Genomic DNA, 26,462 nt, shown 5'->3' on the forward strand with positions numbered 1-26,462 from the left:
TACCAATCGGGGGGGCGGATGGCAAGCTTTACGCCATTCGCCCGCGTCGTCCTTCGGCCAGCCAACCCGTCAGGATCAGGCCGGAAATCAGCAGAAGCCACGCCCATCCCGGCAGAAGCGGGCGCCGTTCGAGGCCGGTCACGGTTGCGGCATCGCGCGGGGTGATCCCGATCCACGGGCCGCCAAGCGACTGCCCCGAGGCATTGCGCCCGGGGCGCACCTGCCGCAGGTCCGGGATGCCGTCCGACAGGCGCGTGACACTGCCGCCCGATGCCTCGATCAGCGGGGCCATCAGGGGCGCATCGGCAACCGTTTCCTCGAATTCCTTCGGCGCGGCGGGACCAAGCGCCACGACGCGGCGCAGATCGCCCTCTTGCAGCAGATAGAGGCCGGGTTCATCCGCCCGCCAATCCGCGACGAAGCGGCCAGGCCCGTCGGGTGTCAGCGTCAGCTGCTGCACGGATCCGTCGGGCAGCGTCACCGTGACGGGGTCGACACCCTCGGACAGGCTGCGGCGGATGATCCGCATGTCGAGGCCGTCGATCTCGGCCAGAAGGGTCTCTTCCTCCAGCTCGGGCTCCTTCATCGACCAATGAGCGATCCGGCGCAGCAATTCCTGCTGCGGCCCGCCCCCGTCAAAGCCGCGCCCCCACAGCCAGACCTGGTCGGAGCCCAGCATCGCGACGCGCCCTTCGCCCACGCGGTCCATGACCAGAAGGGGACGATCCTCGGTTCCGGTCATGACGACCTGCGCGTCGGGATCGGGCTGCATTTCGGCCATGCGCAGCCAGCGGCCCCAGTCGGGATCGGTCCCGCCCTGCGGCAGATCGGCGGTCACCGGATGGCGCAGCCCTTCGTCGGTCAGGCGCGGCTGGAAGGGCGTGTCGATGATCCGGCCCGTCGGCTCGGCCGGAAGGATGCGCCCCAGGGGTGAGAGGTTCAGGCTCTCGACCGAGGCCATCTCGGGGCCGGCCGCCACGAGGATCGCGCCGCCATCCTCGACATAGCGCGCGATGTTGTCGAAATACTGCTGCGGCAGGATCCCCCGCACGCGGTATCGGTCGAAGATGATCAGGTCGAAATCGTCGATCCGTTCGAGGAACAGTTCTCGTGTCGGGAAGGCGATCAGCGACAGCTCGGTCACCGCGGCCCCGTCGAACTTGTCGGGCGGGCGCAGGATCGTGAAATGGATCAGATCGACGGAAGCGTCCGATTTCAACAGGTTGCGCCAGGTTCTTTCACCGGCATGCGGTTCACCGGAGACCAGCAGCACGCGAAGGCGGTCGCGCACCCCGTTGATGCTGATGGCCGCCGCGTTGTTGCGGTCGGTCAGTTCGCCATCAACGGCGTCGATGGCAAGGCGGATCACGTTCTGGCCCGCATGGCGCAGCGTGACCGGCAGTTGCAGGCTGCTGTCCAGCGGCACGGCAAAGACCTGCTCCGTCTCTCCGTCGACCGAGATCCGCAGGGGCACGCTGCCCTGCTGCATGTCGGCGGGGACGCGGCCCTGATCCTCGATCCGCAGGCTGATGCGGACCTCTTCGTCGATCAGTCCGAAGCCGGGGGATTCCTCGATCACCAGGCGGCGGTCCCAGTCGTCCGGCCGTCCGGTCAACAGCACATGCGCGGGCGCGGGCAGGTTCGAGGGCAGCATCGACGGATCGTGCAGGCGGCCATCGGTGATCGCGATGACACCGGCCAGCCGGGCCTCGGGTTCGGCGGCGACGGCGCGGGCGATGGACTGGCCCAGCATCGTGCCGTCCGGATCATCGCCAAGCGTGACGCGGCGCAGCTCGGTCCCCGGCAGGGCCGCGATGCCCGCAGCAACAGCCTCGGCCGCCGCATCCGTCTGCTGCCGTCGGCCCGGCAGGCGTTGGCTGGCCGAGCGGTCCTCGATCAGGATCACGATATCGGACAGTCCCGCCCGCGTGCCGACCTCGATGGCCGGTCCGGCGATTGCCAGCGCGGCGGCAAGGCCCGCAAGCCCGCGCCATGCCCAGCCGCGCAGCCCGCGCCACAGCGCGAATCCCGCCACGACGACCGCCAGCGCCGCCAGCGCGGCGATGACCCACAAGGGCAGCGCCGGATCGAAGCGCAGTTCGGTCATCGACCCACCTCCTCGGCCCGCAATCTTTCGAGCAATGCGGGCACATGCACCTGATCGGATTTATAATTTCCGGTCAGGACATACATCATCAGGTTGATTCCGAAGCGCAGGGCGGTCTCGCGCTGTTCCTCGCCTTGCCAGCCCTGGCCGATGGGGAATACCGGATAGCCGTCATCGTCGATGGCCCAGGCTTCGGCCCAGGAATTGCCGCCGATCACCACGGGCGTCACGCCGTCGTTCAGCCTGCGGAAGGGCGCATCCCCCGCGTCCTGCGCGATGGGCGCGGCCTCGACCCACAGGGTGCCGCCCTGCCAGCGGCCCGGAAATTCGTCCAGAAGATAGAAGGTGCGCGTCAGCACGTGGTCATCGGGGATCTGCGCCAGGGGCGGAATGTCCAGCGGTGCGGCCAGCCGCTGCAGCGCGTCCAACATGTCAGGTCCGCCGACACCCGACAGATCGCCGTCCCGCGTATCGAAGAGGATCATCCCGCCCGAACGCAGGAACGCGTTCAGCCGCAGATAAGCCTGCGGCGACGGTGCCGGCTGATCCGCCGTGACCGGCCAATAGAGGAAGACCAGCGGCGCAAGATCGTCGCGGTCCAGATCCACGGCGACAGGTTCCCCGGGCTCGACCGAGCTGCGCTGCCGCAGGGCCGCCGTCAGGCCGCGCAGTCCTTGAAGAGAGGTCGTGTCGATCCCGTCATCGCCGGTCTGGACATAGGCCAGCGCAACCTCCTGCGCGGCGCGGACGATCTCGGGGTTTAGGTCCTGCGCATGGGCCTCGGGCGCGGTCAGGAATGCCGCCAGCACCAGCGCGACGACCTTGCCACCCCGCGCGATCCAGGCCGAGCCTGCCGCATCCAGCGCCATCAGCAGCGCGGAGAGGGCGATCAGGAACGCGGCCAGCGGACGACCCTGCCCCCGATCCGCCGCCTCGACCGTCGCGCCGGGCCATTGGGCAGCCACCAGCGCGCGACCGGCGTTCAGCGCCTGCCTGCGCTCTCCGGCGGCATAGATGCCCGCGGGGCGCCCGAAGGCCGGTCCATCGGCCATCGCGCGATCCGCCACGGGCGCGACGCCCTCGGGGTCGTCAGCCACGCCGAACCCGTCGATGACCGAGGCTGCGGACCAGAAGCTGGGCCTCTCGGCGGTGGTATCGAGCTGTGAGGGTTGCGCCCGCGCCGTATCGACCAGCCGCCCCAGCATCTGCGGAAAGAGACCCGAGAGCGGCAGGTTCGACCAATCGGGATTGGCGGTGACGTGGAACAGCACGACCTGACCCTGCCCCAGCCGGCTGCGCGTCACCAGCGGCGTCGCATCGTCCAGCTGCGCAAGTACACGCTCGGCCAGGTCGGGGGCGGGCTGGGCCATCAGCTGCGCGCGGACCGTCACCTCGGATGGCGGCGTCAGGCCCGCGAAGGGACCTTCGGGCGGAAAGGCCGCGATGGCACGCGGCTCTCCCCAGCTGAGGGCGCCGCCGATGTCGCGACCGCCCTGCCGCATCGTCACGGGCAGCAGCGGCTCCTGCGCAAGACCGTCGAAGGCGGCCATGCGCGGCCCCGCGAACCGGATCAGCAGCCCGCCCGCATCGACCCATTCGGCAAGCTCTCCTATCTCGGCCAGCTGGACCTGATCGGCCAGGATCACCACGTCGGGCGCGGCGTCCAGCACGTCGCCCAAGGCACCCTCGACCAGATCGGCGTCGGGGGCCAGCGCCTCGCGGATATAGTGCATCTGGGACAGCAGTTCCTGCGCCTCGGCCTGGGCATCGGGCTGGCCGACCAGCGCGACCTTGCGCCGGCGCAGGCGGTCGTCGGTCAGCACGATGGCACCGGCATGGGACTGGCCGTCGATGACATAGCGCGTGATGCGGTTGCGCAGTTCGGGCTGAAGGTCGATGGGGATGATGCGGGCACCGTCGGGCTGCCTATCGCCCGGCGTCAGGCGTGCCAGTTCGCGTTGCAGGCCCTGCGGGTCGGGGCCGATGGCAAGAACTTCGGAATCCGAATTGTGCAGCAGAAGCGAGGGACCGCCATCTGCCCCGAGCGTCAGGCTGGGCGGCAATCCCGCAGGCGGCACGACCGTCACCGGACCGCGATCCGCCAGCGCGCGCAGCCAATCGGTACGGGTCGGATGATCCGCGCCATCGGTGATCCACAGGGTCTGGAGCCGGTCCAGGCCGGACAGGATCGCCGTCGGATCACCCGGCAGCGCGGTCGGCCACGAGGCGGGACGCGCCGCACGCAGCGCCGAAAGAAGGCTGTCGGCTGGCTGCAGGGTCAGGGGCTCGTCCCGGCCATCGGCCATCAGAAGGGCTGCGGGCCGCCCCTCGGCCGCGGCATCCGCCAAGGCGCGTTCCGCCCGCGCCTGCCGCCCCGACCAGTCGGGTGCCGCCTGCCAGCCCGCATCCATGACGACCAGCAGTGGCGCATCGCCGCGAACGGTCGCGACAGGGCGCCAGATGGGTGCGGCAAAGGCCAGGATCAGCGCCGCGATCGCGGCAAGGCGCATCAGCAGCAGCCACCAGGGCGTACGCCGCGCGACGGGCGAGTGATCGCGCAGCCCTTGCAGCAGCGCCACGCCCGGAAAGACGACGCGGCGCGGTGCGGGCGGCGTCGCGCGCAGGATCATCCACAGCACCGGCAGCGCGATCAGCGCGGTCAGAACCCATGGCGCGGCAAAGCCGAGCGGCCCCAGAAGCAGCATCAGCGCCCTCCGCCAAGCGCGGACCACAATGCGGCAAGCCGCGTGGCCGGATCTTCGTCGGTGACGTGGCAATCGCTCTGCCAACCGCGGCGGGCCGTCTGGTCGGCCAGCCATTCGCGCCGCTCGTTCAGGCGCGCAAGATACGCCTCGCGCAGCGATCCCGCATCGCGCGACAGGTGACGCTGTCCGCCTGCCATGTCACGGAAATCGACCGCGCCGTCGAAGGGGAAATGCGCCTCGTCGGGGTCGAGGATCTGCACGGCGATCCCCCGCACCCCCATCCCCGCCGCATGGTCCAGAAACCCCGGCAGCCAGTCCGGATCGGTCAGAAAGTCCGAGATCAGGATGACCCGCCCCTGCGGACGCAGCGCCGATGCCTGCGCCGCATCACCCGGGGCATCGGCCAGAAGCGCCTCGGCCATGCGGTCGGCCTGAAGTCGCCCGGCCCGCGCGGGCTGGCCCAGCAGGGCGACCTTCTCTCCTCCGCGCAGAAGCAGCATCGACAGCGCCAGCGCGATCAGCCGCGCGCGCTGCAGCTTGCTGTCGCGCCCGTCGCCGGCATAGCGCATCCCCTGCCCGCCCGAGATCCAGATCGCCGCGCTCTGGGCGGTCTGGGCCTCGCGGTCGCGCACGAATTCCGCGTCCGAGCGGGCCGAGCGGCGCCAGTCGATGGCCCGCAGCCCGTCGCCCGAAGATGCGGGGCGATATTGCCAGAAATCCTCGCCCGGACCGGCGCGGCGCAGGCCGTGGGCACCGGGCGCGACCATCGCGGCCAGCCTTTCAGCCGCAAGGATCAGCGCGGGCAGATGGCCCGAGGCGGCCTCGGCCTCGGCCCGCAGCTGCGGTGCATCCTGGACGATCGGTTGCCTCATGCCGCGTGACGGCCCCCGAAGCGGTCGTCGACCAGCTGCGCGATGATGCCGTCCACGCTGTCGCCCCGCGCCCGCGCCGCAAAGCTGAGCGCCATGCGATGCCGCAGGACCGGCGCCGCCATTGCGGCCACGTCCTCCACCGTCGGGGCAAAGCGCCCGTTCAGCACCGCACGCGCCCGCGTCACCAGCATCAGCGCCTGCGCGGCACGCGGCCCCGGACCCCACAGCAGCGCATCGCGTACGAAGCTTGCGGCCTCGGGGGCCTCGGGTCGACACAGCCGCACCAGGTCCAGGATCGCCTCGACCACGGTTTCGCCGACCGGCATCTGGCGGATCAGGCGCTGAGCCGCGATCAGCTCGTCGGGGGTGAAGGCCGCATGGGCCGCGCCTTGCTCGACGCCGGTGGTGGCCAGCAGGATCTCTCGTTCCGTGTCGCGATCCGGGTATCCGACATCGACCTGCAGCAGGAACCGGTCCAGCTGGGCCTCGGGCAGCGGATAGGTACCCTCCTGCTCGATCGGGTTCTGGGTGGCCAGCACGTGGAACGGCCGCCCGAGCGCGCGGTGCTGCCCGCTGACGGTCACCTCGCGTTCCTGCATCGCCTGAAGCAGCGCGGATTGCGTGCGGGGGCTGGCGCGGTTGATCTCGTCGGCCATCAGAAGCTGGGTGAAGACCGGCCCCTCGATGAAGCGGAAGGCGCGGCTGCCGTCGGGCATCGTGTCCAGCACCTCGGACCCCAGGATGTCGGCGGGCATCAGGTCCGGCGTGAACTGGATGCGCTGGCTGTCCAGCCCCATCACCGTCGCCAGCGTATCGACCAGCATCGTCTTGCCCAGGCCGGGCTGCCCGACCAGCAGCGCGTGTCCGCCGGACAGGATCGCGGCCAGCACCTGCTCGACCACGTCGTGCTGGCCGACGAAGCGACGCTCGACGCTGGTGCGGGCCGAAACCATTTTATCGGTCAAAGACTTGACTTCCTGCACCAGAATATCGTCCGACATCATGACAAGGTCCTTCCGCTGCTTTAGGAAGAGCATAGGGAACCAGAAGGGGGGCGACCAGATCGAATGCCCGATAACGGTGACAAAAGCGTGAGTGCCGAGGGCCTTGCCGCGGCTGCCAGCAAGGCGTCGAAGGGCGGGCTGCCCCCGGTGCATCTGTGGAACCCGCCCTATTGCGGCGAGATGGACATGCAGATCCGCGCCGACGGGACATGGTGGCACGAAGGCACGCCCATCGGCCGCCCCGCACTGGTCCGGCTGTTCGCCTCGATCCTGAAACGAGAGGATGACCGCTTCTTCCTGGTCACCCCCGTCGAGAAGGTCGGCATCACCGTCGAGGACGCGCCCTTCATCGCCGTCGATGCCGAGATCGCGCCCGACCGGATCGAGTTCACGACGAATATCGGCGACAGCGTCGTCGCGGATGCCGAAAACCCGATCATCCTGCGCGGCACCGATCACGAACCGCGCCCCTATGTGCATGTGCGTCGGGGTCTGGAGGCGCTCATCGACCGCAAGACGTTCTACCGCCTTGCCGCGGCGGCGCAGCCGGGGCCGGATGGCATGCTGGGCCTGCATTCGGGCGGCGCGTTCTTCCCGTTGGAGACGTGATGCCGCGTTTCGCCGCGAACCTGACGATGCTGTTCACCGAGATGCCCCTGCCCGCCCGCTTTGCCGCCGCGGCCGAGGCGGGCTTCACGGGCGCCGAGGTGTTGTTCCCCTATGACACCGCGGCGCCAGAACTGGCGCGCGCCTGCAAGGCCGCGGGGCTGGATTTCGTCCTGCTGAACGCGCCGCCCCCGAACTGGGCCGGAGGACCGCGCGGCTTCGCGGCGATCCCCGGCCTCGAAGAACGTTTCCGCCGCGACTTCGAACGCAGCCTGCGCGTCGCGCGGGCGCTGCAGGCGCGGCACATCCACATCATGGCCGGCAAGGCCGATGGCGACGACGCAATGGAGACCTTCGTCGCGAACCTGTCCTGGGCGGCCGAGCGTGCGCCCCATGCCAGCCTGACGATCGAGCCGATGAACCTGCAGGACAACCCGGGCTATTTCCTGCACGATTTCGACACCGCGATCGAGGTTCTGGACCGGATCGGGGCGCCCAATCTGGGCCTGCAGTTCGACAGCTATCACGCGCAGCGGATCACGGGCGACGGGTTGGCCGCGTGGCGGCGGCTTGCCCCCTATGTCCGTCATGTGCAGATCGGGCGTTCGGGCGACCGCCACGAACCGGTGGGCGGCGATTTCGACCACCCCGCCTTCTTCGAGGCGCTGGACGATCATGGCTACAAGGGGTGGGTCAGCGCGGAATACGTGCCGGAACGCAACACCGAAGCGGGTCTTGGGTGGCTGAACGCGGGCTGATCTGCACCGGATGCGGGAACCCCGCGCGATCCTGCGTCGTTTCGCCAGCAGATGTCAGAATGCCGCAGAGGGCGGCGACCCCGAAGAACCAGCAGGAGCCAAGCTTATGAATTCCATCATCTATATCGTCGGCCTCGTCGTGATCGTCCTGTTCATCCTGTCCTTTCTGGGCCTTCGCTGAACAGCGACCCTTCAGACGGCACTGCACAGAATACGGGCGCCCCGGTGGCGCCCGTTCGCATTTGTGACGTTTTCCGCAACACGTGGCGGCATTTCATTTGCGTACTGGTAATGGGGCCTCTTATCGGCTAGGGCCAGCCGCGAAGCGCAAGGAAGGCCCCTTATGGATATCCGCAACATCGCAATCATCGCCCACGTCGACCACGGCAAGACCACCCTGGTCGACCAGCTGTTGAAGCAATCCGGGGCGTTCCGCGAGAACCAGGCCGTGGCAGAACGCGCCATGGACAGCAACGACATCGAGCGCGAGCGTGGGATCACCATTCTCGCCAAGGCGACCTCGGTCGAATGGAAAGGCACGCGCATCAACATCGTCGACACGCCGGGCCACGCCGATTTCGGCGGCGAGGTCGAGCGCATCCTGTCGATGGTCGATGGCGTCTGCCTGCTGGTCGATGCCGCCGAAGGCCCGATGCCCCAGACGAAATTCGTGACCTCGAAGGCGCTGGCGCTTGGCCTGCGTCCCATCGTGGTGCTGAACAAGGTCGACAAGCCCGCCGCCGAACCCGAAGAGGCGCTGAACGACGTGTTCGACCTGTTCGCCAACCTCGGCGCCAGCGACGAGCAGCTGGACTTCCCCCATCTCTATGCCTCGGGCATCGGCGGGTGGTGCGATGACAGCCTGGAAGGTCCGCGCCAGGACATGTCGGCCCTGTTCGACCTGATCCTGAAGCATGTCGAACCGCCCAAGCAGGTCGAGAAGGCCGACGAGCCGTTCCAGATGCTGGCGACCACGCTTGGCGCCGACAACTTCCTGGGCCGCCTGCTGACCGGCCGTGTCGAGGCCGGCCGCGCCAAGGCCGGCGACACCGTCAAGGCGCTGTCGCGCGACGGCCAGCGGATCGAGCAGTTCCGCATCAGCAAGGTCCTGGCCTTCCGCGGCCTGACCCAGCAGCCCATCGACGAAGCCGTCGCCGGTGACATCGTCACGCTGGCAGGCATGGCCAAGGCGACCGTCGCCGACACCATCTGCGCCCCCGAGGTCGAGGCCGCGATCCCCTCGCAGCCGATCGATCCGCCCACCATCAGCGTCACCTTCGGCATCAACGACAGCCCGCTGGCCGGTCGCGACGGCAGCAAGGTCCAATCGCGCGTCATCCGCGAGCGCCTGATGAAAGAGGCCGAATCGAACGTCGCCATCAAGATCGAAGACACGCCCGGCGGCGAGGCCTTCGTCGTCTCGGGTCGTGGCGAATTGCAGATGGGCGTCCTGATCGAGAACATGCGCCGCGAGGGCTTCGAGCTGTCGATCAGCCGTCCGCGCGTGATCTTCGGCGAGGAGAACGGCGAGCGTATCGAACCGGTCGAGGAAGTCATCATCGACGTCGATGACGACTATACCGGCGTCGTGATCGAGAAGCTGACCGGCGACCGCAAGGGCGAGATGGTCGACATGCGCCCCGCAGGCGTCGGCAAGACCCGCATCGTGGCCCATGTGCCCTCGCGCGGCCTGATCGGCTATCACGGCGAATTCATGACCGACACGCGCGGCAACGGCGTGCTGAACCGCATCTTCCACGGCTGGACCCCCTTCAAGGGCGCCATCCAGGGCCGTCGCCAGGGCGTCCTGATCAGCATGGAGGACGGCGTGTCCGTCGCCTATGCGCTGTGGAACCTGGAAGATCGCGGCAAGATGTTCATCGGCTCGCAGGAGCAGGTGTACCAGGGCATGATCATCGGCGAGCACTCGCGCGACAACGACCTGGAAGTGAACCCGCTGAAGGGCAAGAAGCTGACCAACGTCCGCGCCTCGGGCACGGACGAGGCCGTCCGCCTTACGCCGCCGGTCCGCATGTCGCTGGAAGAGGCCATCGCCTATATCAACGACGACGAACTGGTCGAGGTGACGCCCAAGAACATCCGCCTGCGCAAGCGGTTCCTGGACCCGCACGAGCGCAAGCGCCAGGCGCGCAGCGACGCCTGATCGCGGGATAATAATTGCGGCCCGATCATTATCGGGCCGCAATTCCTGATCTGTCCATTTGGACAGATCGCACATTTTCACACATTCGTTATAATTTATTAATCGGGCCCCCGTGTCCCGGGAATTAATTATTGATAATTGCGCAACCGTCGGTTGAACTTTCCCAGGGTTTGCACACATATCGAAGCCTACTGTTTTTACGCGTTCCCTGTTCGACCAGTCGAAAATATGACCCCGTCAACAAGGTCTTGATGCGATGGACGTCCTGAATTCCTCCAAGTCCCCCCTGGGGCTGCATGAACGCGCGATCGAGGTTGCCCTCGATCTGCTCGACGACATGCAGTCGATCACGCCTGGCATCTCCGACGTGGCCGAGACGCTGGATTGCGACGAGGCTCGTCTGCGCAACCTTTTCGGGTCGGATAACGGGCTGCTGATCGCGGCGGTCGAACAGGCGCTGATCCTGCTGATCGACGCATGCACGAAATCGACGGTGCGGGTCGATCCCAACGATCCGGTCGCGCAGTTCACCGCGATCGGCGACGCCTACCTGGAATGGGCCGACGCCCATCGCGCGCAGTTCCGCCTGATGTCCGACGAAAGGCTGATGGCGGTCCTGAAGGAGCCGCGCCTGCGCCGCTACCTGGATGCGCTGGCCGAGCTGATGAAGCGCCTGCTGAAGCGCGCGCGCGACAACGGCCAGCTGCATCCCAAGGAAGATATCGACATGATGGTCCTGTCCTCGCGTTGCTTCGCCTATGGCATGGCGCGGATGATCGTGGACGGGCGGATGCAGGAATGGGCACCGGGGCATGATCCACTGGACATCGCCAAGGCCCTGACGCGCGACTTCGTCCGCCGCATGGCCAGAAGCAGCGTGCCGCAATCGGTCTAGGGATTAGGCCCTTTCGGACACGCTGCGCTTGAGGTATCCCCTTGACCAAACACGTTGGACGAGGGCGAAACTGATGAAGGCGAAGCCGTGACCGATTACATCATCAAGGATATCGCGCTGGCCGATTACGGCCGCAAGGAACTGGACATCGCGGAAACCGAGATGCCGGGCCTGATGGCGCTGCGTGCCGAATACGGCAACGAGAAACCGCTGAAGGGCGCCCGCATCGTGGGCAGCCTGCACATGACCATCCAGACCGCCGTCCTGATCGAGACGTTGGTCGATCTGGGCGCGGATGTGCGTTGGGCCTCGTGCAACATCTATTCGACGCAGGACCATGCGGCGGCGGCCATCGCGGCCTCGGGCGTGCCGGTCTTCGCAATCAAGGGTCAGTCCCTGGCCGAGCATTGGGACTACCTCGATCGCTCGTTCCAGTTCGAGGACGGTCCGAACCTGATCCTCGACGATGGAGGCGACGCCACGCTCTACGTGCTGCTGGGCGCACGCGCCGAGGCGGGCGAGGACATCATCCCGGTCCCGGAATCCGAGGAAGAGGAAGTCGTCAAGGCGCAGATCCTCAAGCGCATGGCGCAGTCGCCCGGCTGGTTCACCAAGACCCGCGACCAGATCCTGGGCGTGTCCGAGGAAACGACGACCGGCGTGCATCGCCTGTACGATCTGCAGAAGAACGGCCAGCTGCCCTTCCCCGCGATCAACGTCAACGACAGCGTCACCAAGTCGAAATTCGACAACAAGTACGGCTGCAAGGAATCGCTGGTCGACGGCATCCGCCGCGCGACCGACGTGATGATGGCCGGCAAGGTCGCCGTCGTCTGCGGCTATGGCGATGTCGGCAAAGGCAGCGCCGCCAGCCTTCAGGGCGCCGGCGCCCGCGTGAAGGTGACCGAGGTCGATCCGATCTGCGCCCTGCAGGCCGCGATGGACGGGTTCGAGGTCGTGACCCTGGAAGAGGTCGCGGGCACCGCCGACATCTTCGTCACCACCACCGGCAACCGCGACGTCATCCGCATCGAGCATATGCGCGAGATGAAGGACATGGCGATCGTCGGCAATATCGGCCATTTCGACAACGAGATCCAGGTCGCCAGCCTGCGCAACCACAAATGGACCAACGTCAAGGACCAGGTGGACATGATCGAGATGCCCTCGGGCAATCGCATCATCCTGCTGAGCCAGGGCCGCCTGCTGAACCTCGGGAACGCGACCGGGCACCCGTCCTTCGTGATGTCGGCAAGCTTCACCAACCAGGTTCTGGCGCAGATCGAGCTGTGGACCAAGGGTGACGAGTACAAGCCCGGCGTCTACATCCTGCCCAAGCACCTGGACGAGAAGGTCGCGATGCTGCACCTGGAAAAGGTCGGCGCGAAGCTGTCGAAGCTTTCGAAGGAACAGGCCGACTATATCGGCGTTACGCCCGAAGGCCCGTTCAAATCAGATCATTACCGGTACTGATACATATGACCGAATATTCGCTCTTCACCTCGGAATCCGTGACCGAGGGCCATCCCGACAAGATCGCAGACCAGATCAGCGACGCCATCCTCGACGCCATCCTGGCCGAGGATGCGCGCGCCCGCGTCGCCTGCGAGACCATGGTCAAGACCGGGGTGGCGATCATCTCGGGCGAGATCACGACCAGCGCATGGGTCGATCTGGAATCGATCGTGCGCGGCGTCATCAACGATATCGGCTATACCAGCAGCGATGTCGGCTTCGACGGCGCGACCTGCTCGGTCATCAACATCATCGGCAAGCAATCCCCCGAGATCAATATCGGCGTGGACCGCGAAAGCCTCGAGGAACAGGGCGCGGGCGATCAGGGGCTGATGTTCGGCTATGCCTCGGATGAAACCGACGTGCTGATGCCGGCGCCGATCACCTATGCGCACCGGCTGGTGGAACGTCAGTCCAAGATGCGCCGCGACGGCACGCTGTCCTGGCTGCGCCCCGATGCGAAATCGCAGGTCACGCTGCGCTATGGCGCCGATGGCCGCCCCGAGGGGATCGACGCGGTCGTGCTGTCCACGCAGCACAATCCCGATATCGGCCTGAACGACCTGCGCGAGGCGGTGATCGAGGAGATCATCAAGCCGGTTCTGCCCTCGGAATGGCTGTCTGCGGATACGAAGTACTTCATCAACCCCACCGGCAAGTTCGTCATCGGCGGTCCGGTCGGCGATTGCGGCCTGACAGGGCGCAAGATCATCGTCGACAGCTACGGCGGCATGGCCCGTCACGGTGGCGGCGCGTTCTCGGGCAAGGATCCGTCCAAGGTCGACCGCAGCGCCGCCTATGCGGGTCGTTGGGTTGCCAAGAACATCGTGGCTGCGGGCCTTGCCAGCCGCTGCGAGATCCAGGTCAGCTACGCCATCGGCGTGGCCGAACCGACCTCGATCAGCCTCAACTGCTTCGGCACGGAGACCGTCCCGGTCGACAAGATCGTCGCGGCCGTGCGCGAGGTGTTCGACCTGCGCCCCTTCGCGATCATCCGCGAACTGGACCTGCTGCATCCGATCTATCGCCCGACCGCCAGCTATGGCCATTTCGGGCGCGATCCCTATGCGCTGAACGGCGGGACCGCGTTCAGCTGGGAACGCACCGACAAGGCCGAGGCACTGAAGGCCGCGACCACCTGATACCGAAAGGCCGCCCCTTGGGGCGGCCTTTTCCGTTCAGCCGTACAGCTTCTTGGCGCGATCCTCGAACGCGCGGACGATGCGCGACATGGCCTCGGTAAAGACCACGCCGATCAGCCGCTGCAGGATCATGTTCTTGAACTCGAAATCGACGAAGAACTCGACATGGCAGCCCCCGTCCGGGCGGTCCACGAAGGTCCAGCCGCTGCGCATGTACTTGAACGGGCCGTCCAGATACTCGGTGTCGATTTTCAGCATGCCGTCCTGGTTTCGCGGCCACAGCACGACGCGACTGCCGAAGCGTTCGCGGAACACCTTGAAGCTGATGACCAGATCGGCCGCGATCTCGGTCGCGCCGTCGGGGCGTTCGTGGCGCGACCGGATGCGCGCCGCGCTGTTCCACGGCAGGAACTGGGGATAGCTTTCGATATCGGCCACCAGATCGAACATCTGCTGGGCGGTATAGGGAAGGTTGCGGCTGTCTTCGGTATGCGGCACGGGCGAGGCTCTTGAGTTTCGAGGCAGGCTCTGGTTCGTTTCCGGAAGCACTTAGCAGGCAGGGGCCGCGATGAACAACATGATCTGGCTTCTGCGCGCGGCGAAATGGGTTCGCAGGCCGCCAAGCGCAAGAATGGTCAAGCTGGTCTTCGGCATCATCGCAGCCGGACTGGCACTGCTGCTTCTGGAAAAGCTGGGATGGTGGCCCGAATGGGCCACGATGGACACGAAGCGCCCCCGCATCCCGCGCTGATCAGCGACGGGCCTTCACGCGGACGGGTTCGCGGCGCGGCAGCCCCAGATGGGCGGTGATACCGAAGGCGGTCAGCAGGCCGAAAAGGCCGAGGATCGTCGTCATGTCGCTCTCCTGTTCCTCTGTCAGACTTGGTTACGGCGTCCTGACCGAGAATGTGTCACATTGTCTCATATCGCCCGAGCGGAAGCCCTGAAGGAACCATGTCTGGCGCTGCTCGGCCGTTCCGTGGGTAAAACTGTCGGGCATCGGTGTGGTTCCGGCGCTGGACTGGATCACGTCATCGCCCACCGCATGGGCCGCCCCCAACGCCTCCTGGATATCGCCCTGCTCCAGCGTGCCGAAGCGGTCCTGCGCCCGGCGCGCCCACAGCCCGGCATAGCAGTCGGCCTGCAGCTCCGCCCGGACCGAGATCTGGTTGGCGCGCGTCTCGGACCCCTCGGAGCGGGCGCGGTTCACGGCGGACAGCACGCCCGTCAAATTCTGGACATGGTGCCCGACCTCGTGGGCGACGACATAGGCGGCGGCAAAATCGCCGCCCGCGTTCATCCGATCGCGCATCAGGTCGAAGAAATCGGTGTCGAGATAGATCTTGCGGTCGCCGGGGCAATAGAACGGGCCCATCGCCGATGATGCCCCGCCGCATGCCGACTGCACGACGCCGCTGAACAGCACCAGCGTCGGATCGGCATAGGCGATCCCGGCCTGTTCGGGCAGCGTGGTCGCCCAGATCTCCTCGGTATCGGCCAGCACGACCGAGACGAACTCGCCCCATTCCTGATCCTGGCGGTCCAAGGGCGCATTGCCGCCACCGCCCACGATCGGGCTGACGTCGATCCCGAAGAAATACCCGACCGCAAGGACGACCAGCATGCCGCCCAGACCCAGGCTGCCTGCCCGCGCCCCGCGCGCGCCGCGCCGATCCTCGATATTGCCGCTGCCGCGTCTGCCACGCCACTTCATCGCTGCGCCCTGCATAAATCCGATCAACGCACCATCACAGCCTTGCGACATGGGCGCAAGATGCTTGACCTTCGAAGGCCCAGACCGGATGCAGGACCAAATGTTACGAGGGATTGTTCATGCTGCGCAGGCTTTACGACTGGACGATGGGTCTTGCCGCCCACAGGCACGCCGACACGGCGCTGTTCTCGGTCAGCTTCATCGAAAGCTCGGTCTTTCCGATCCCGCCGGACGTGCTGATGATCCCGATGGTGCTGGCCAAGCGCGCACGCGCGTGGATCATCGCGGGGATCGCGACCCTGGGCTCGGTCCTGGGTGCGCTGCTGGGCTACTGGATCGGGGCGCTGCTGATGGACAGCATCGGCCAGTGGGTGCTGAACCTCTATGGCAAGCAGCATGCCTATGACACGCTGGCGGCGCAGTTTGCGGCGCATGGCGGCTGGGCGGTCCTGTTCGCGGCGCTGACGCCCTTCCCGTTCAAGGTCATCACGATCTTCTCGGGGGCGGTCGGTTTCTCGTTGCCGCTGTTCATCCTGACCTCGATCCTGGGGCGCGCGGGGCGCTTCTTCATCGTGGCGGGGCTTCTCTATCGCTTCGGCCCGCCGATCCGCGACTTCATCGAGCGGCGGCTGGGCCTTGTCTTCACCATCTTCATGCTCTGCCTGATCGGCGGCTTCGCAGCTCTGAGGTTCATGTGACCGGATATCGTCTCTCCATCCTTGCGGGCGCCGGATCGGCGCTTCTGCTGATCGCCGCGCTTGGCTTCCAGGCCGCCGGCTATGCCCCATGCGAATTGTGCATCCTGCAGCGCTGGCCGCATGTCGCGGCGGTGGCGGTCGCGGGCCTCGTGTGGCTGACGGGCCGCGTGCGCGCGCTGGCCGTGCTGGGCATGATCGCCGCCGGTGCTGCGATGGGCTTCGCCATCTTCCATGTCGGCGTCGAGATGCAGCTCTGGGACGGGCCGCAGCACTGCTCGGGCAGCGTGGGCGATTTCGCCCGCATGTCCACCAGCGACCTGATGGAGCGCCTGCAATCCGCCCCCGTCACCCGCTGCGACGAGGTTTCCTGGAGCTTCCTCGGCATCTCGATGGCCGGATGGAACGCGATCCTGTCGGCAGGGCTGGCCGCGATCTGGGCAACGGCTGCGATGCGCGGCGGTCGGGGGCGCTGAGAAGCCCCTGATTCCGCACGCGCGATTGCCCCGCGCGTCGTGCTCGGCTATACGGAACTTCGACTAGATCTTGAGGAAGACCCGTGGCCGACACCCCAGAAGACGATCTGCCCGAAACCCCTGAGAACGGCGAGGAAGGCGGGACCGAGACCCGCCTCGTGATGCATCACGACGGCCCCATGATCGACATCTCGTCCGAGATGCGCACGTCCTATCTGGACTATGCGATGTCGGTCATCGTCAGCCGCGCGATCCCCGATCTGCGCGACGGCCTGAAGCCGGTGCATCGCCGCATCCTCTATGCCATGAACGAGACCGGCAACACGGCCGACAAGGCGTATCGCAAGTCGGCCCGCCCGGTGGGCGACGTCATGGGCAAGTACCACCCCCACGGCGACAGCGCGATCTATGACGCGCTGGTCCGCATGGCGCAGGACTTCTCGATGTCGCTGCCGCTGCTGGACGGCCAGGGCAACTTCGGTTCGATGGACGGTGATCCCCCCGCCGCCATGCGCTACACCGAGGTGCGCATGGACAAGCCCGCGAACTTCCTGCTGATGGATATCGACAAGGAAACCGTCGATTTCCAGGACAACTATGACGGCAAGGACCGCGAACCGACCGTCCTGCCCGCGCGCTTCCCCAACATGCTGGTCAACGGCGCGGGCGGCATCGCGGTCGGCATGGCCACGAACATCCCGCCCCACAACCTGGGCGAGGTCGTGGACGCCACGCTGGAACTGATCGCCGATCCCGACCTGCCGACCGAGCGCATCCTCGAGATCATCCCCGGGCCGGACTTTCCGACCGGCGGCCTGATCCTGGGCCGTTCGGGCGCGCGCAAGGCCTATCTGGAAGGGCGCGGCAGCGTCATGGTCCGCGCCAAGCACCATATCGAGGAGCCGCGCAAGGACCGCTTCGCCATCGTGCTGGACGAGATCCCCTACCAGGTGAACAAGGCCAGCCTGATCGAGAAGATCGCCGAGCTTGCGAAGGAGAAGAAGGTCGAGGGCATCTCCTCGGTCCAGGACGAATCCGACCGCACGGGCATCCGCGTCGTGATCGAGCTGAAGCGCGACGCGACGCCCGATGTCGTGCTGAACCAGCTGTTCCGCTTCACGCAGATGCAGACCAGCTTCGGCTGCAACATGCTGGCGCTGAACGGCGGCCGCCCCGAGCAGCTGAAGCTGCGCGAGTTCCTGACCCACTTCATCAGCTTCCGCGAGGAAGTCGTCGCCCGCCGCACCGCGTTCGAGCTGCGCAAGGCGCGCGAGCGCAGCCATGTCCTGTGCGGCCTGGCCGTCGCCGTCAGCAATGTCGACGAGGTCGTGGCCACCATCCGCAGCAGTGCCGACGCAGCCGAGGCCCGCACCCGGCTGATGGAACGTCGCTGGCCCGCCCACGACATCGCGGAATACCTGCGCCTGATCGACGACCCGCTGCACCCGGTCAACGATGACGGCACCTACAACCTGTCGGAAACGCAGGCCCGCGCCATCCTGGAGCTGCGCCTGCAGCGCCTGACCCAGATCGGCGTCAAGGAAGTCACCGACGAGCTGCAATCCCTGGCCGAGGCGATCCGCGAATATCTTGCGATCCTCGCGTCGCGCGACCGGATCATGGGCATCATCTGCGACGAGCTTCGCGAGGTGAAGGAGCTGTTCGCCGTTCCGCGCCGCACCGAGATCACCGAGTGGTCCGGCGACATGATGGACGAGGACCTGATCGAGCGCGAGGAGATGGTCGTCACCATCACCTCGGGCGGCTATATCAAGCGGACCGCGCTGGCCGAGTTCCGCGCGCAACGGCGCGGCGGCAAGGGCCTCTCCAGCATGGCCACCAAGGAGGACGACGTCGTCACGACGCTGTTCGTCGCCAACACGCACACGGAACTGCTGTTCTTCACGACCGACGGCATGGTATATCGCCTCAAGACCTGGCGCCTGCCGCTTGGCGGCCGGACCGCTCGCGGCAAGGCCATCGTGAACATCCTGCCGATCGACGGCGGTGTCAGCATCGCGGCGCTGATGCCCGTCGACGCCCCCGAGACCGAGTGGGAGAATTACCAGGCCGTCTTCGCCACGTCCGAAGGCGATGTCCGCCGCAACGCGCTGTCGGATTTCACCAACGTGAAATCCAACGGCAAGATCGCGATGAAGCTGCCCGAGGGCGTCAGCCTGATCGGTGTCCGCATGGCCACCGAAGAAGACGACGTGATGCTGATGACCGCGGCAGGGCGCGCCATCCGCTTCCCCACCACCGCGGTCCGCGTCTTCAAGGGCCGCGACAGCACCGGGGTCCGCGGCATCCGCCTGGCCGAGGGCGACGAGGTCGTCAGCATGTCGGTCATCCGCCACTTCGAGGCCGAGCCCTCGGAACGCGCCGCCTATCTGAAGATGCGCCGCGCGGTCGCGGGTGCGCTGGATGACGGAGCCGAACCCGACGAGGACGAGGACGCCGCCCCCGAGGGCCAGATCAGCCAGGAACGCTATGCCGAGATGTCGGCCGCCGAGGACATGATCCTGACCATCACCGCCAAGGGTGCGGGCAAGATCAGCAGCAGCCACGACTATCCCGTGCGCGGTCGCGGCGGTCAGGGCGTCATGGGGATGGACAAGGCCATGCGCGGCGGCGCGCTGGTCGCCAGCTTCCCCGTCGATCCCGACGACCAGATCATGCTTGCGACCTCGACCGGGCAGTCGATCCGCGTTCCGGTGGATGGCATCAGCTTCCGCTCGCGCAGCGCGGGCGGTGTGCGGGTCTTCAACACCGCGCAGGGCGAATATGTCGTCTCGGTCGCGCGGATCGCGGAACAGGGCGTCACCGATCCCCTTGTCGACGAGGCCGACGAGACCGAGGACTGATACAATCACCCGATCCCGAACACCGGGATCGGGTTTTTCAATGAACGAGGGCCGCATTGGAGCATTCTAACGAAACCGTCCTGCGCGAACGCCTGCAGACGGGTTTTCTTGGCCTCATCGCCTTTTCGCTGCTGCTGATCATGCTGGTGCAGGCGCGGTTCATCCTGATCTCGCTTGCCATCGCGATCATCCTCTTCTCGCTGACATCGGACGCGATCCACGCGATCTCGACCCGGCTGAAGGTCGCGAAATGGCTGGCGACGACGCTGGCGCTGATCGGGATCGCGCTCGGGCTTCTGTGGGTCTCGACCACCATCGTGGCGCAGGTCAACGAGATCGTCTTCATCGCGATCACCTATGCCGAGCAGGCGCAGGCCGCCCTGCCCGCCCTGACCGAGCGTCTGGGCCCCGAGGCGCAGGAACGCATCATGACGGCGCTGACGAATTTCAACATCACGGGCTGGATCCGGTCGCTTGCGGGTCAGGCATCGGGCATCCTGTCGGGCAGCGTCCTCGTGATCCTGTTCGTGGGCTTCATGTTCGCCGAACAGGTCTGGTTCCCCGTCAAGATGGAGCGTCTGACCGGCGACAGCGTCAAGGCCGTGCAGGCGCGCCGCATCATCGCCTCGATCATGCATCGGGTGAACCGCTACCTGGTGGTCAAGACCGGCGTCAGCGCGGTCACGGCGGGCATCGTCTGGCTGATCTTCCGCACCATGGGGCTGGAGCTGGCGACGGCGGTGGCGATCCTGACCTTCATCCTGAACTTCATCCCCTCGGTCGGGTCGATCGTGGCCACGGTCATCGCGATCATCCTGGCCTTCGTGCTGTCGGGCGACACCACCGTGACGCTGGCCATCGCCGTCCTGTGCTCGGCCACGCAGTTCCTGATCGGCAACGTGCTGGATCCGATGCTGCTGGGCCAGACGCTGCGCCTGTCCAGCTTCGGGATCATCCTGTCGCTGGCCTTCTGGGGTGCGGTCTGGGGCGTGCCGGGCATGTTCCTGGCGGTCCCGATCATGGTGGCGCTGATGATCGTCTGTGCCCATATCCCCTGGCTGCGCACGGTCGCGGTGCTGCTGTCACGCGAGGGGCTGCCCGACGATGGCAGCGGGGACGAAGAAGCGACCCTCGCCAAGGCATGAAAAAAGGGCGCCCGATATGGGCGCCCTTCTTCGTTTCCCGGACCCCGAACCTACCGTCCGTCGCCATCCATGTCGTCGCTGTCGGGCAGCGACCGCGCGACCTCGGACAGCGCCTCGCTCTTGGCGGGCGGGGTCGAGGCGGCGGCGGGCTTCTGTTCGCCCTGCAGCGCCTCGGGGTTGCGCAGCCAGATGTCGCGCTGTGCGAACGGGATCTCGATCCCGGCCTCGGCGAAGCGGCGCACCACCTCGTGCAGCAGGTCCGACGTCACGCCAAGGCCCGTCCCCACATCGGCAAGGATCGCGCGGATCTCGAAGTCCAGCGAATCCGCGCCAAGGCCCCGGAACAGGACCGCGGGGGGCGGGTCGATGCTGACCAGCGGGTGATCCTCGACCACCTCGCGCAGGATGTTTTCCACCTTGCGGGTGTCGGTGCCATAGGCGACGCCGACCGGCACGATGATCCGGCCTACCTTGTTGTGGCGGGTCCAGTTGGTGACCGGCTGGCTGATCAGGTCGCTGTTCGGGACGATGACCTCGGTCTTGTCGAAGGTCTCGACCTGGGTCGACCGGACCGAAATGCGCTTGACGATGCCCTGCTGGCCACCCGCGCTGATCCAGTCGCCCACGCTGACCGGACGTTCGATCAGCAGGATGATGCCGGACACGAAGTTCGACACGATGTTCTGCAGACCGAAACCGATACCGACCGACAGCGCACCTGCGACGATGGCCAGCGACGACAGGTCGATCCCCGCCGAGGTGATCGCCATGATGGCCGCCAGCACGATGCCGACATAGCCCAGCCCCGACACGAGCGCGTTCTGGCCGCCCGCATCCAGCTTGGTCTTGGGCAGGATCGAGTTGCGGAACGCGCCCTGGATGCCCCGCGTGACGACATAGCCGATGGCGAAGACGATCAGGAAGGTCAGGATCGAACCCGGCGACAGCGTGATCCCGCCAAGCGAGATCCCCTCGCGGAAGGCGACCCAATACTCGGCCAGTTCCTCGCCCGAGGCGCCCCAGATCATCAGGAAGACCGGCACCGACAGGATGACCAGCGCGAAGCCGATCAGCAGCGGGGCCAGCCCGTCGCGCGCACCCTCGGCACCGCGCTGCAGCATGTTGAACAGGTCCGCGATGAAGTCCTGCAGCAGGATCAGCAGCGCGATCAGCGCCAGCGAATACAGCCAGGGCCAGACCATCAGGTTGCCGAAGTTCACGAAGCCCGCCGCGATGGCCACGACCGCAAGCGGCGCGACGATGCGCGTCAGCGACCCCGCCCATGCCACGATATAGTGGCGATAGCTGAGATCCTGGCTGCCGGAATCGCGCGGGATGCGGCGCAGGATGTTGCCAAGACGGAACATCACCAGCGCCGTGATCGTCACCACGACCAGGTGCCAGACGCCCGCTGCGCCATCGCTGAAGGCGACGGGGACGCGGCCCACCTGAACCTCGCCCTGCTCGTACAGGCCCGACAGCGGCAGCACCGCGCGGGACAGGATGAAGTGCAGCGCCATCAGCCCCGCCAGCGCATTGACCCAACGGCCCGCGCCAAGGCGTGCGTTCTCGGTCATCTGCAACGAGGTATAGGCGATGGCCTGACGCGGGAACATCGCGCGCGACAGCCAGATGCCGCCGAACAGGATGACCGCCGCGACCGGCAGCGCGTTCAGGAATGGCGTCGTCCAGGGACCGGGCAGCCCGGTCGCCTTGATCGCGCTGATCCCCAGATAGATGCCCAGCATTGGCAGCGCGATCTGCCCGAGCGAGACGACGAATGCCAGAACCGCACGCGAATAGTCCGAGGCCCGTGCCGACAGGCGGGACGGCAGGCTCTCGATCCAGTTGCGCCCAAGCGTCAGGATCAGGGCCGCCGCGACAAGATACAGCAGCACCTTCGGCAGGTTCGGGCGCAGGTCTTCCCACACCTCGTCCGAGGCGTCGCTGCCCGAAACCTCGCCGCCGACGCCCTCGATCAGGGCGACGCCGTCGGTCGCCGCATCCGCCCAGCTGGTGGGCAGCAGGGGCGATGGCGATTGCTTCGTCAGCTCCAGCGCGGCGCGTTCGCGCGTGATCTCGTCGATACGGGCGATGATCGCGCTGGCGCGGGATGCGGCCTCGTTGGCGGCGATGCGCGGCGCCTGCGCCTCGGACAGCTGTTCGTTCAGCTGTTCGCGGCGGTCGGCGACGCTGGCATCCTCGGTCTCGCCCTCGGCGGGTTCCGCGCCAAGCGCGTCGATCTGGTTGCGGATCATCGAGATCCGGTCGCCATTCACGTCCTCGGCGCGGTGCAACTGCTCGCGCCAATCGACCAGTTCATCGCGCAGCTTGCCCAGCTCGGCATTGGTCGCCTGCGGGTCCGATACGACCTGTTCGGCCTTCTCTGCGGTTTCGTTCCACTGTTCGTAATCCGGCGCCTGCCCTTGCTGTGCAAACGCCGGGACAGCGCAGACAGTCATGATGGCCAGTAGGATCGTGGCCAAGAAATGTCGCATGTGGTCCTTCAGCCTTCGAATACTTGCGGAAGATCGGGCGCACCGCGTTCCAGCCAATCGGGGACCGGCAGGCTCTTGGAGCGCAGGAATTCCGGGTTGAACAGCTTCGTCTGGTAACGCGTGCCGTAATCGCAAAGGATGGTGACGATCCGGTGGCCCGGACCCATTTCCCTTGCCATGCGGATCGCACCCGCGACGTTGATCCCCGACGAGCCGCCAAGGCACAGCCCCTCGTCCTTGAGCAGGTCGAAGACGATGGGCAGCGCCTCGGCATCGGGAATGCGCCAGCTGTAATCGGGGGTGAACCCTTCGAGGTTCGCGGTGATGCGCCCCTGCCCGATCCCCTCGGTGATCGAGCTGCCGGGGCTGTCGAACTCGCCCGTGGTATAGAAGGAATGCAGCGCGGCACCCTCGGGGTCGGCAAGGCCGATCTTGACGCCCTTGGGCTGCAGCGCCTCGGCGATGCCCGCCAGCGTGCCGCCAGAGCCGACCGCGCAGACGAAGCCATCGACCTTGCCCTCGGTCTGTTCCCAGATCTCGGGGCCGGTCGTTTCGACATGGGCCTGCCGGTTGGCGACATTGTCGAACTGGTTCGCCCAGATCGCGCCGTTCGGCTCGGTCCTTGCCAGTTCCTCGGCCAGGCGACCCGAATAGCGGACATAGTTGTTCGGATTGCGGTAAGGTGCCGCCGGAACCTCGACCAGGGTCGCGCCGGCCAGCCGCAGCATGTCCTTCTTCTCCTGGCTCTGGGTTTCGGGGATCACGATGACGCTGCGAAAGCCCATCGAGGCGCCGACAAGCGCCAGCCCGATGCCGGTATTGCCCGCGGTCCCTTCGACGATGGTGCCGCCCGGGCGCAGCTGGCCGCGCGCGATGGCATCCTTGATGATGAACAGCGCGGCGCGGTCCTTGACCGACTGGCCGGGATTCATGAACTCGGCCTTGCCGAGAATTTCGCAACCGGTTTCCTCGCTGGCGCGTCGCAGGCGGATCAACGGGGTGTTGCCGATGGCGTCGGCGAGGTCAGAGCAGATACGCATGGCGATACGGCATCCCTTCGTGATTGTTCGACATTTCGTTCCTAAACATGCGCGGCCCCAAGGGGCAAGGTCGCCAGCCCCCCGGGACCGAACGGATCAACCGGCGGCCAGTTCCCGCCGCAACCTGTCCACGCGGGCATCCAGCCATAGGGACAGGGTCGTCAGCGGACCATTGCTGATCTGCCCGCGATCCACCATGTCCGACAATTGTGCGCGCGGCATCAGGTGCCCGCGGATATCCTCGGATTCGGTTTCCAGGCCATGGACCCCGGCCACGCCGTCGTGAAGGTCGGCGATCCCGACATATTGATACAGGTATTCGCAGACCGCGCCGGGGCTGGGATAGTAGCTGAAGGCGGGAAACAGCCGATGCACGTCCAGCGCGGCTTCCTCCTGCGCCTCGCGCAGAATCGCGGCCTCGACCGTTTCGTCGCCATCGACGCGGCCCGCGATGGGCTCCAGCAGCCAGGGCTGCGGATCGCCGCGCAGCGCGGGGGCAAAGCGGAACTGCTCGATCACCAGAACGCGGTCGCGGACGGGGTCCCAGGGCAGCATGACGACCGCGTCCCCCATCAGGAACGCCTCTCGGGTCATGGTCCCGCTTTGGCCGCCGTCATGCAGGCGGTGGGTGATCTGCTGGCGCTCGCCGACGAAGAAGCCGACATAGGGCTGATCGCGCGTGATCACCGTGACCGCATCGGCGCCCCGTTCCGGCACGACGCCCTGCCCGGTCGGCGCAGTGGCCTGCGCGCGCAAGCGGCTGCTGCCCCAGATCGCCATCATCGGCAGGCGCCAGCGCAGGGTCGCGGCATCGACATGATCCGGCGCGGCAAGGATCTGCATCGCGATCTGCGCCGCAAGCGCGGGATCGGCCTGCGCGGGGGCCGGATCGGGATTGCCTGTTCCGGCGATGCCCATGACCCGGCGGCCCGCCACCTCGAACGACTGAAGCCCCATCACCAGGGCATAGCGTTCCAGCGCTGCATTCGGCGCGACCTCGATCCCCTGAACCTCGCCCCCATCGGCAAGGACCGGCCAGGCATCGGCATCGATGCCCGCCCGGCCCTGCGATACCAGATGCCCCGGAAGGGTCGCGCCCACGCCCCGAAGGCCAAGCGCCCCCAGCATTTCGGGCGCAGCAAGCACACCCAGCAGAATCGTCGTCAAAGCTCTCTCCCTCCGCTGCGCAGGGCAGCCGCCAGCCCCATGCGATAGGATGTCTGGCTGAATATCCTATCGAAGCCCGCGAACATCGCGCGGGCCAGCGCACGACCGCGATCGGACACGGCGAATTCGCCATAGGCGTCCAGATCCTCGTCCTCGACGGGGGCATAGGCGATCATGAAGAACCCTTCCAGCCATGCCGCCGCCTCGGCCTCGATCTGGGGCTGCTGTTCCCATGCATCGGCCAGCATCTGCCCCTCGTCGGGCGGCATGTCGTAACCGCCCCCCTCGGCAAAGCCCTGCGAGAACGCGACCGTCGCGTTCAACCCGCTTTCGACATTCGGCGTCACAAGGTCGGCATCGCGGATGATGCGCCGGATCGCGGCCGAACGCGCCCCGCCGCGCGTCAGGTCGCGCATGAACGCCTCGCGACCCTGATCCTCGATCCCCTCGGTCAGCATGGCCCGCCGCGCCGAAGCTTCGAGGTCCAGCAGCCTGCGTCCAAGGGCCGAGCGATAGAACCGCAGCCCAGCCTCGACCTGCGCCGCGTCAAGGCGTCCAAGCGCCCCTGACAGCCCCTCGCGGAACGCGTCCTCCAGTTCCTCGGGGTCGTGGATGCGGTGGACGATCTGCGGCCAGGGCTGCCCCGCCCCGGCGATCACGCCTTCGTCCTGCAGTCGCGTCGCCTCGGCCACGGCCTCGTCGCGGATGATCTCCATCAACTGGTCCATGCGCATGACCTGCCAAAGCTGGTCCGCGACCTGCCGTTCGGGGGCCTGGACCTGCGCCTGAACGGGCACACGTTCGGCGATGGCGGCGCCGGGCAGCAAGGCCGCCAGCACGAGAAGTCTGAGCATCCACAACGCCTTTCGAGAAAAAATTCATCGTCCTGCGTTTTTTTCGCCGATACCCCCTTGTGCTTCAACCCCCGTAACTTTAAACGCCGCTTCACCACACCAGAAAGCGCGGAGAGGTGCCGGAGTGGTCGAACGGGGCGGTCTCGAAAACCGTTGAGCCTTCACGGGTTCCGTGGGTTCGAATCCCACCCTCTCCGCCACTTTCTCGTGGTAAGCTTAACCCGAAAATCCAGCACGTTGC

The 26,462-nt window shown here is 66.7% G+C and carries 22 protein-coding genes and 1 tRNA gene; 13 read left to right on the forward strand and 10 right to left on the reverse strand.

Annotated features, from left to right (window positions below; all coding sequences use genetic code 11):
* Positions 1 to 28: 28 nt before the first annotated feature.
* The 4 genes from QMZ16_RS10735 to QMZ16_RS10750 are packed head-to-tail and all read right to left on the reverse strand — an operon-like array spanning position 29 to position 6,688.
* The gene (locus QMZ16_RS10735; RefSeq protein WP_282603244.1) at positions 29 to 2,107 is read right to left on the reverse strand and encodes a hypothetical protein; all 2,079 of its coding nucleotides are present in this window, start codon (positions 2,105 to 2,107) and stop codon (positions 29 to 31) included.
* Positions 2,104 to 4,812, reverse strand: a complete 2,709-nt coding sequence (locus QMZ16_RS10740; protein ID WP_282603245.1) for a DUF4159 domain-containing protein — start codon at positions 4,810 to 4,812, stop codon at positions 2,104 to 2,106. The genes QMZ16_RS10735 and QMZ16_RS10740 overlap by 4 nt, the downstream gene beginning before the upstream one ends.
* Positions 4,812 to 5,684: a DUF58 domain-containing protein gene (locus tag QMZ16_RS10745; protein WP_282603246.1), complete on the reverse strand. Its 873-nt coding sequence runs from the start codon at positions 5,682 to 5,684 to the stop codon at positions 4,812 to 4,814. Before QMZ16_RS10745 ends, QMZ16_RS10740 begins: the two co-directional genes overlap by 1 nt.
* A complete protein-coding gene (locus tag QMZ16_RS10750; protein WP_282603247.1) occupies positions 5,681 to 6,688 on the reverse strand; it encodes a MoxR family ATPase in 1,008 nt (335 codons plus the stop codon). Before QMZ16_RS10750 ends, QMZ16_RS10745 begins: the two co-directional genes overlap by 4 nt.
* A 63-nt stretch (positions 6,689 to 6,751) precedes the next feature.
* Here QMZ16_RS10750 and QMZ16_RS10755 point away from each other — a divergent pair, with 63 nt between their 5' ends.
* The 7 genes from QMZ16_RS10755 (at position 6,752) to metK (ending at position 13,768) form a co-directional block, all read left to right on the forward strand.
* Positions 6,752 to 7,297, forward strand: a complete 546-nt coding sequence (locus QMZ16_RS10755) for a DUF1285 domain-containing protein (RefSeq protein WP_282603248.1) — start codon at positions 6,752 to 6,754, stop codon at positions 7,295 to 7,297.
* On the forward strand, positions 7,297 to 8,052 hold the full coding sequence (locus QMZ16_RS10760) for a TIM barrel protein (RefSeq protein ID WP_282603249.1): 756 nt from the start codon (positions 7,297 to 7,299) through the stop codon (positions 8,050 to 8,052). Before QMZ16_RS10755 ends, QMZ16_RS10760 begins: the two co-directional genes overlap by 1 nt.
* 10 nt (positions 8,053 to 8,062) lie before the next feature.
* On the forward strand, positions 8,063 to 8,233 hold the full coding sequence (locus QMZ16_RS10765) for a hypothetical protein (protein WP_022707610.1): 171 nt from the start codon (positions 8,063 to 8,065) through the stop codon (positions 8,231 to 8,233).
* 162 nt (positions 8,234 to 8,395) lie between these two features.
* Positions 8,396 to 10,216 (forward strand): translational GTPase TypA, encoded by a 1,821-nt coding sequence (gene typA / locus QMZ16_RS10770; protein ID WP_022707609.1) that lies wholly within the window; start codon positions 8,396 to 8,398, stop codon positions 10,214 to 10,216.
* Between the two features lie 256 nt (positions 10,217 to 10,472).
* Positions 10,473 to 11,111, forward strand: a complete 639-nt coding sequence (locus tag QMZ16_RS10775; RefSeq protein ID WP_282603250.1) for a WHG domain-containing protein — start codon at positions 10,473 to 10,475, stop codon at positions 11,109 to 11,111.
* An 87-nt stretch (positions 11,112 to 11,198) separates the two neighbouring features.
* Positions 11,199 to 12,584, forward strand: coding sequence for an adenosylhomocysteinase (gene ahcY, locus QMZ16_RS10780; RefSeq protein WP_282603251.1), 1,386 nt, complete (start codon positions 11,199 to 11,201; stop codon positions 12,582 to 12,584).
* Between the two features lie 5 nt (positions 12,585 to 12,589).
* A complete protein-coding gene (metK, locus tag QMZ16_RS10785; protein ID WP_022707606.1) occupies positions 12,590 to 13,768 on the forward strand; it encodes a methionine adenosyltransferase in 1,179 nt (392 codons plus the stop codon).
* Positions 13,769 to 13,804: 36 nt separating this feature from the next.
* Here metK and QMZ16_RS10790 read toward each other — a convergent pair whose 3' ends face one another.
* Positions 13,805 to 14,266 carry a type II toxin-antitoxin system RatA family toxin gene (locus QMZ16_RS10790; RefSeq protein ID WP_022707605.1) on the reverse strand — a complete coding sequence of 154 codons (462 nt, stop codon included), beginning with the start codon at positions 14,264 to 14,266 and terminating at the stop codon, positions 13,805 to 13,807.
* A 79-nt stretch (positions 14,267 to 14,345) separates the two neighbouring features.
* Here QMZ16_RS10790 and QMZ16_RS10795 point away from each other — a divergent pair, with 79 nt between their 5' ends.
* Positions 14,346 to 14,519 carry a hypothetical protein gene (locus QMZ16_RS10795; RefSeq protein WP_348984666.1) on the forward strand — a complete coding sequence of 58 codons (174 nt, stop codon included), beginning with the start codon at positions 14,346 to 14,348 and terminating at the stop codon, positions 14,517 to 14,519.
* Positions 14,520 to 14,654: 135 nt separating this feature from the next.
* Here the strand turns inward: QMZ16_RS10795 and QMZ16_RS10800 are convergent, their stop codons facing one another.
* Entirely contained in the window at positions 14,655 to 15,482 is an 828-nt protein-coding gene (locus QMZ16_RS10800) for a neutral zinc metallopeptidase (protein WP_282603253.1), read from the reverse strand.
* A gap of 119 nt (positions 15,483 to 15,601) precedes the next feature.
* On the opposite strand from QMZ16_RS10800, the gene QMZ16_RS10805 reads away from it, so the two are divergent.
* The 4 genes from QMZ16_RS10805 to QMZ16_RS10820 all read left to right on the forward strand — a co-directional run bounded on the left by QMZ16_RS10805 (position 15,602) and on the right by QMZ16_RS10820 (position 20,662).
* Positions 15,602 to 16,180: a YqaA family protein gene (locus QMZ16_RS10805; protein WP_022707601.1), complete on the forward strand. Its 579-nt coding sequence runs from the start codon at positions 15,602 to 15,604 to the stop codon at positions 16,178 to 16,180.
* Complete coding sequence (locus QMZ16_RS10810; protein WP_282603254.1) at positions 16,177 to 16,653, forward strand: disulfide bond formation protein B; 477 nt, start codon at positions 16,177 to 16,179, stop codon at positions 16,651 to 16,653. Before QMZ16_RS10805 ends, QMZ16_RS10810 begins: the two co-directional genes overlap by 4 nt.
* A 161-nt stretch (positions 16,654 to 16,814) precedes the next feature.
* Positions 16,815 to 19,517, forward strand: a complete 2,703-nt coding sequence (gene gyrA / locus QMZ16_RS10815) for a DNA gyrase subunit A (protein ID WP_282603286.1) — start codon at positions 16,815 to 16,817, stop codon at positions 19,515 to 19,517.
* Positions 19,518 to 19,573: 56 nt separating this feature from the next.
* A complete protein-coding gene (locus QMZ16_RS10820; protein ID WP_282603255.1) occupies positions 19,574 to 20,662 on the forward strand; it encodes an AI-2E family transporter in 1,089 nt (362 codons plus the stop codon).
* A gap of 50 nt (positions 20,663 to 20,712) precedes the next feature.
* Here the strand turns inward: QMZ16_RS10820 and QMZ16_RS10825 are convergent, their stop codons facing one another.
* The 4 genes from QMZ16_RS10825 to QMZ16_RS10840 form a co-directional block, all read right to left on the reverse strand.
* Positions 20,713 to 23,160 (reverse strand): DUF3772 domain-containing protein, encoded by a 2,448-nt coding sequence (locus QMZ16_RS10825; protein ID WP_282603256.1) that lies wholly within the window; start codon positions 23,158 to 23,160, stop codon positions 20,713 to 20,715.
* Positions 23,161 to 23,168: 8 nt separating this feature from the next.
* Complete coding sequence (locus QMZ16_RS10830; protein ID WP_282603257.1) at positions 23,169 to 24,200, reverse strand: cysteine synthase A; 1,032 nt, start codon at positions 24,198 to 24,200, stop codon at positions 23,169 to 23,171.
* Between the two features lie 96 nt (positions 24,201 to 24,296).
* Positions 24,297 to 25,367 (reverse strand): NUDIX domain-containing protein, encoded by a 1,071-nt coding sequence (locus tag QMZ16_RS10835; protein WP_282603258.1) that lies wholly within the window; start codon positions 25,365 to 25,367, stop codon positions 24,297 to 24,299.
* Complete coding sequence (locus QMZ16_RS10840) at positions 25,364 to 26,221, reverse strand: DUF2059 domain-containing protein (protein ID WP_282603259.1); 858 nt, start codon at positions 26,219 to 26,221, stop codon at positions 25,364 to 25,366. Before QMZ16_RS10840 ends, QMZ16_RS10835 begins: the two co-directional genes overlap by 4 nt.
* 110 nt (positions 26,222 to 26,331) lie before the next feature.
* Here QMZ16_RS10840 and QMZ16_RS10845 point away from each other — a divergent pair.
* Positions 26,332 to 26,421: transfer RNA gene (locus QMZ16_RS10845), tRNA-Ser, on the forward strand.
* The last annotated feature ends 41 nt before the right edge of the window (positions 26,422 to 26,462 follow it).

It is taken from the genome of Paracoccus sp. PARArs4 (genome assembly GCF_947311865.1).
Classification (GTDB): domain Bacteria; phylum Pseudomonadota; class Alphaproteobacteria; order Rhodobacterales; family Rhodobacteraceae; genus Paracoccus; species Paracoccus zeaxanthinifaciens.

Bases quoted from the DNA above. Each gene is read 5' to 3' on its own strand.
- QMZ16_RS10825 (WP_282603256.1), bottom strand. From the start codon at position 23,160: ATGCGACATTTCTTGGCCACGATCCTACTGGCCATCATGACTGTCTGC.
- QMZ16_RS10745 (WP_282603246.1), bottom strand. From the start codon at position 5,684: ATGAGGCAACCGATCGTCCAGGATGCACCGCAGCTGCGGGCCGAGGCC.
- metK (WP_022707606.1), top strand. From the start codon at position 12,590: ATGACCGAATATTCGCTCTTCACCTCGGAATCCGTGACCGAGGGCCAT.
- QMZ16_RS10800 (WP_282603253.1), bottom strand. From the start codon at position 15,482: ATGAAGTGGCGTGGCAGACGCGGCAGCGGCAATATCGAGGATCGGCGC.
- QMZ16_RS10795 (WP_348984666.1), top strand. From the start codon at position 14,346: ATGATCTGGCTTCTGCGCGCGGCGAAATGGGTTCGCAGGCCGCCAAGC.
- typA (WP_022707609.1), top strand. From the start codon at position 8,396: ATGGATATCCGCAACATCGCAATCATCGCCCACGTCGACCACGGCAAG.
- QMZ16_RS10830 (WP_282603257.1), bottom strand. From the start codon at position 24,200: ATGCGTATCTGCTCTGACCTCGCCGACGCCATCGGCAACACCCCGTTG.
- QMZ16_RS10750 (WP_282603247.1), bottom strand. From the start codon at position 6,688: ATGATGTCGGACGATATTCTGGTGCAGGAAGTCAAGTCTTTGACCGAT.
- QMZ16_RS10740 (WP_282603245.1), bottom strand. From the start codon at position 4,812: ATGCTGCTTCTGGGGCCGCTCGGCTTTGCCGCGCCATGGGTTCTGACC.
- QMZ16_RS10840 (WP_282603259.1), bottom strand. From the start codon at position 26,221: ATGCTCAGACTTCTCGTGCTGGCGGCCTTGCTGCCCGGCGCCGCCATC.
- QMZ16_RS10775 (WP_282603250.1), top strand. From the start codon at position 10,473: ATGGACGTCCTGAATTCCTCCAAGTCCCCCCTGGGGCTGCATGAACGC.
- QMZ16_RS10735 (WP_282603244.1), bottom strand. From the start codon at position 2,107: ATGACCGAACTGCGCTTCGATCCGGCGCTGCCCTTGTGGGTCATCGCC.
- QMZ16_RS10805 (WP_022707601.1), top strand. From the start codon at position 15,602: ATGCTGCGCAGGCTTTACGACTGGACGATGGGTCTTGCCGCCCACAGG.
- QMZ16_RS10755 (WP_282603248.1), top strand. From the start codon at position 6,752: ATGCCCGATAACGGTGACAAAAGCGTGAGTGCCGAGGGCCTTGCCGCG.
- gyrA (WP_282603286.1), top strand. From the start codon at position 16,815: ATGCATCACGACGGCCCCATGATCGACATCTCGTCCGAGATGCGCACG.
- QMZ16_RS10765 (WP_022707610.1), top strand. From the start codon at position 8,063: ATGCGGGAACCCCGCGCGATCCTGCGTCGTTTCGCCAGCAGATGTCAG.
- QMZ16_RS10760 (WP_282603249.1), top strand. From the start codon at position 7,297: ATGCCGCGTTTCGCCGCGAACCTGACGATGCTGTTCACCGAGATGCCC.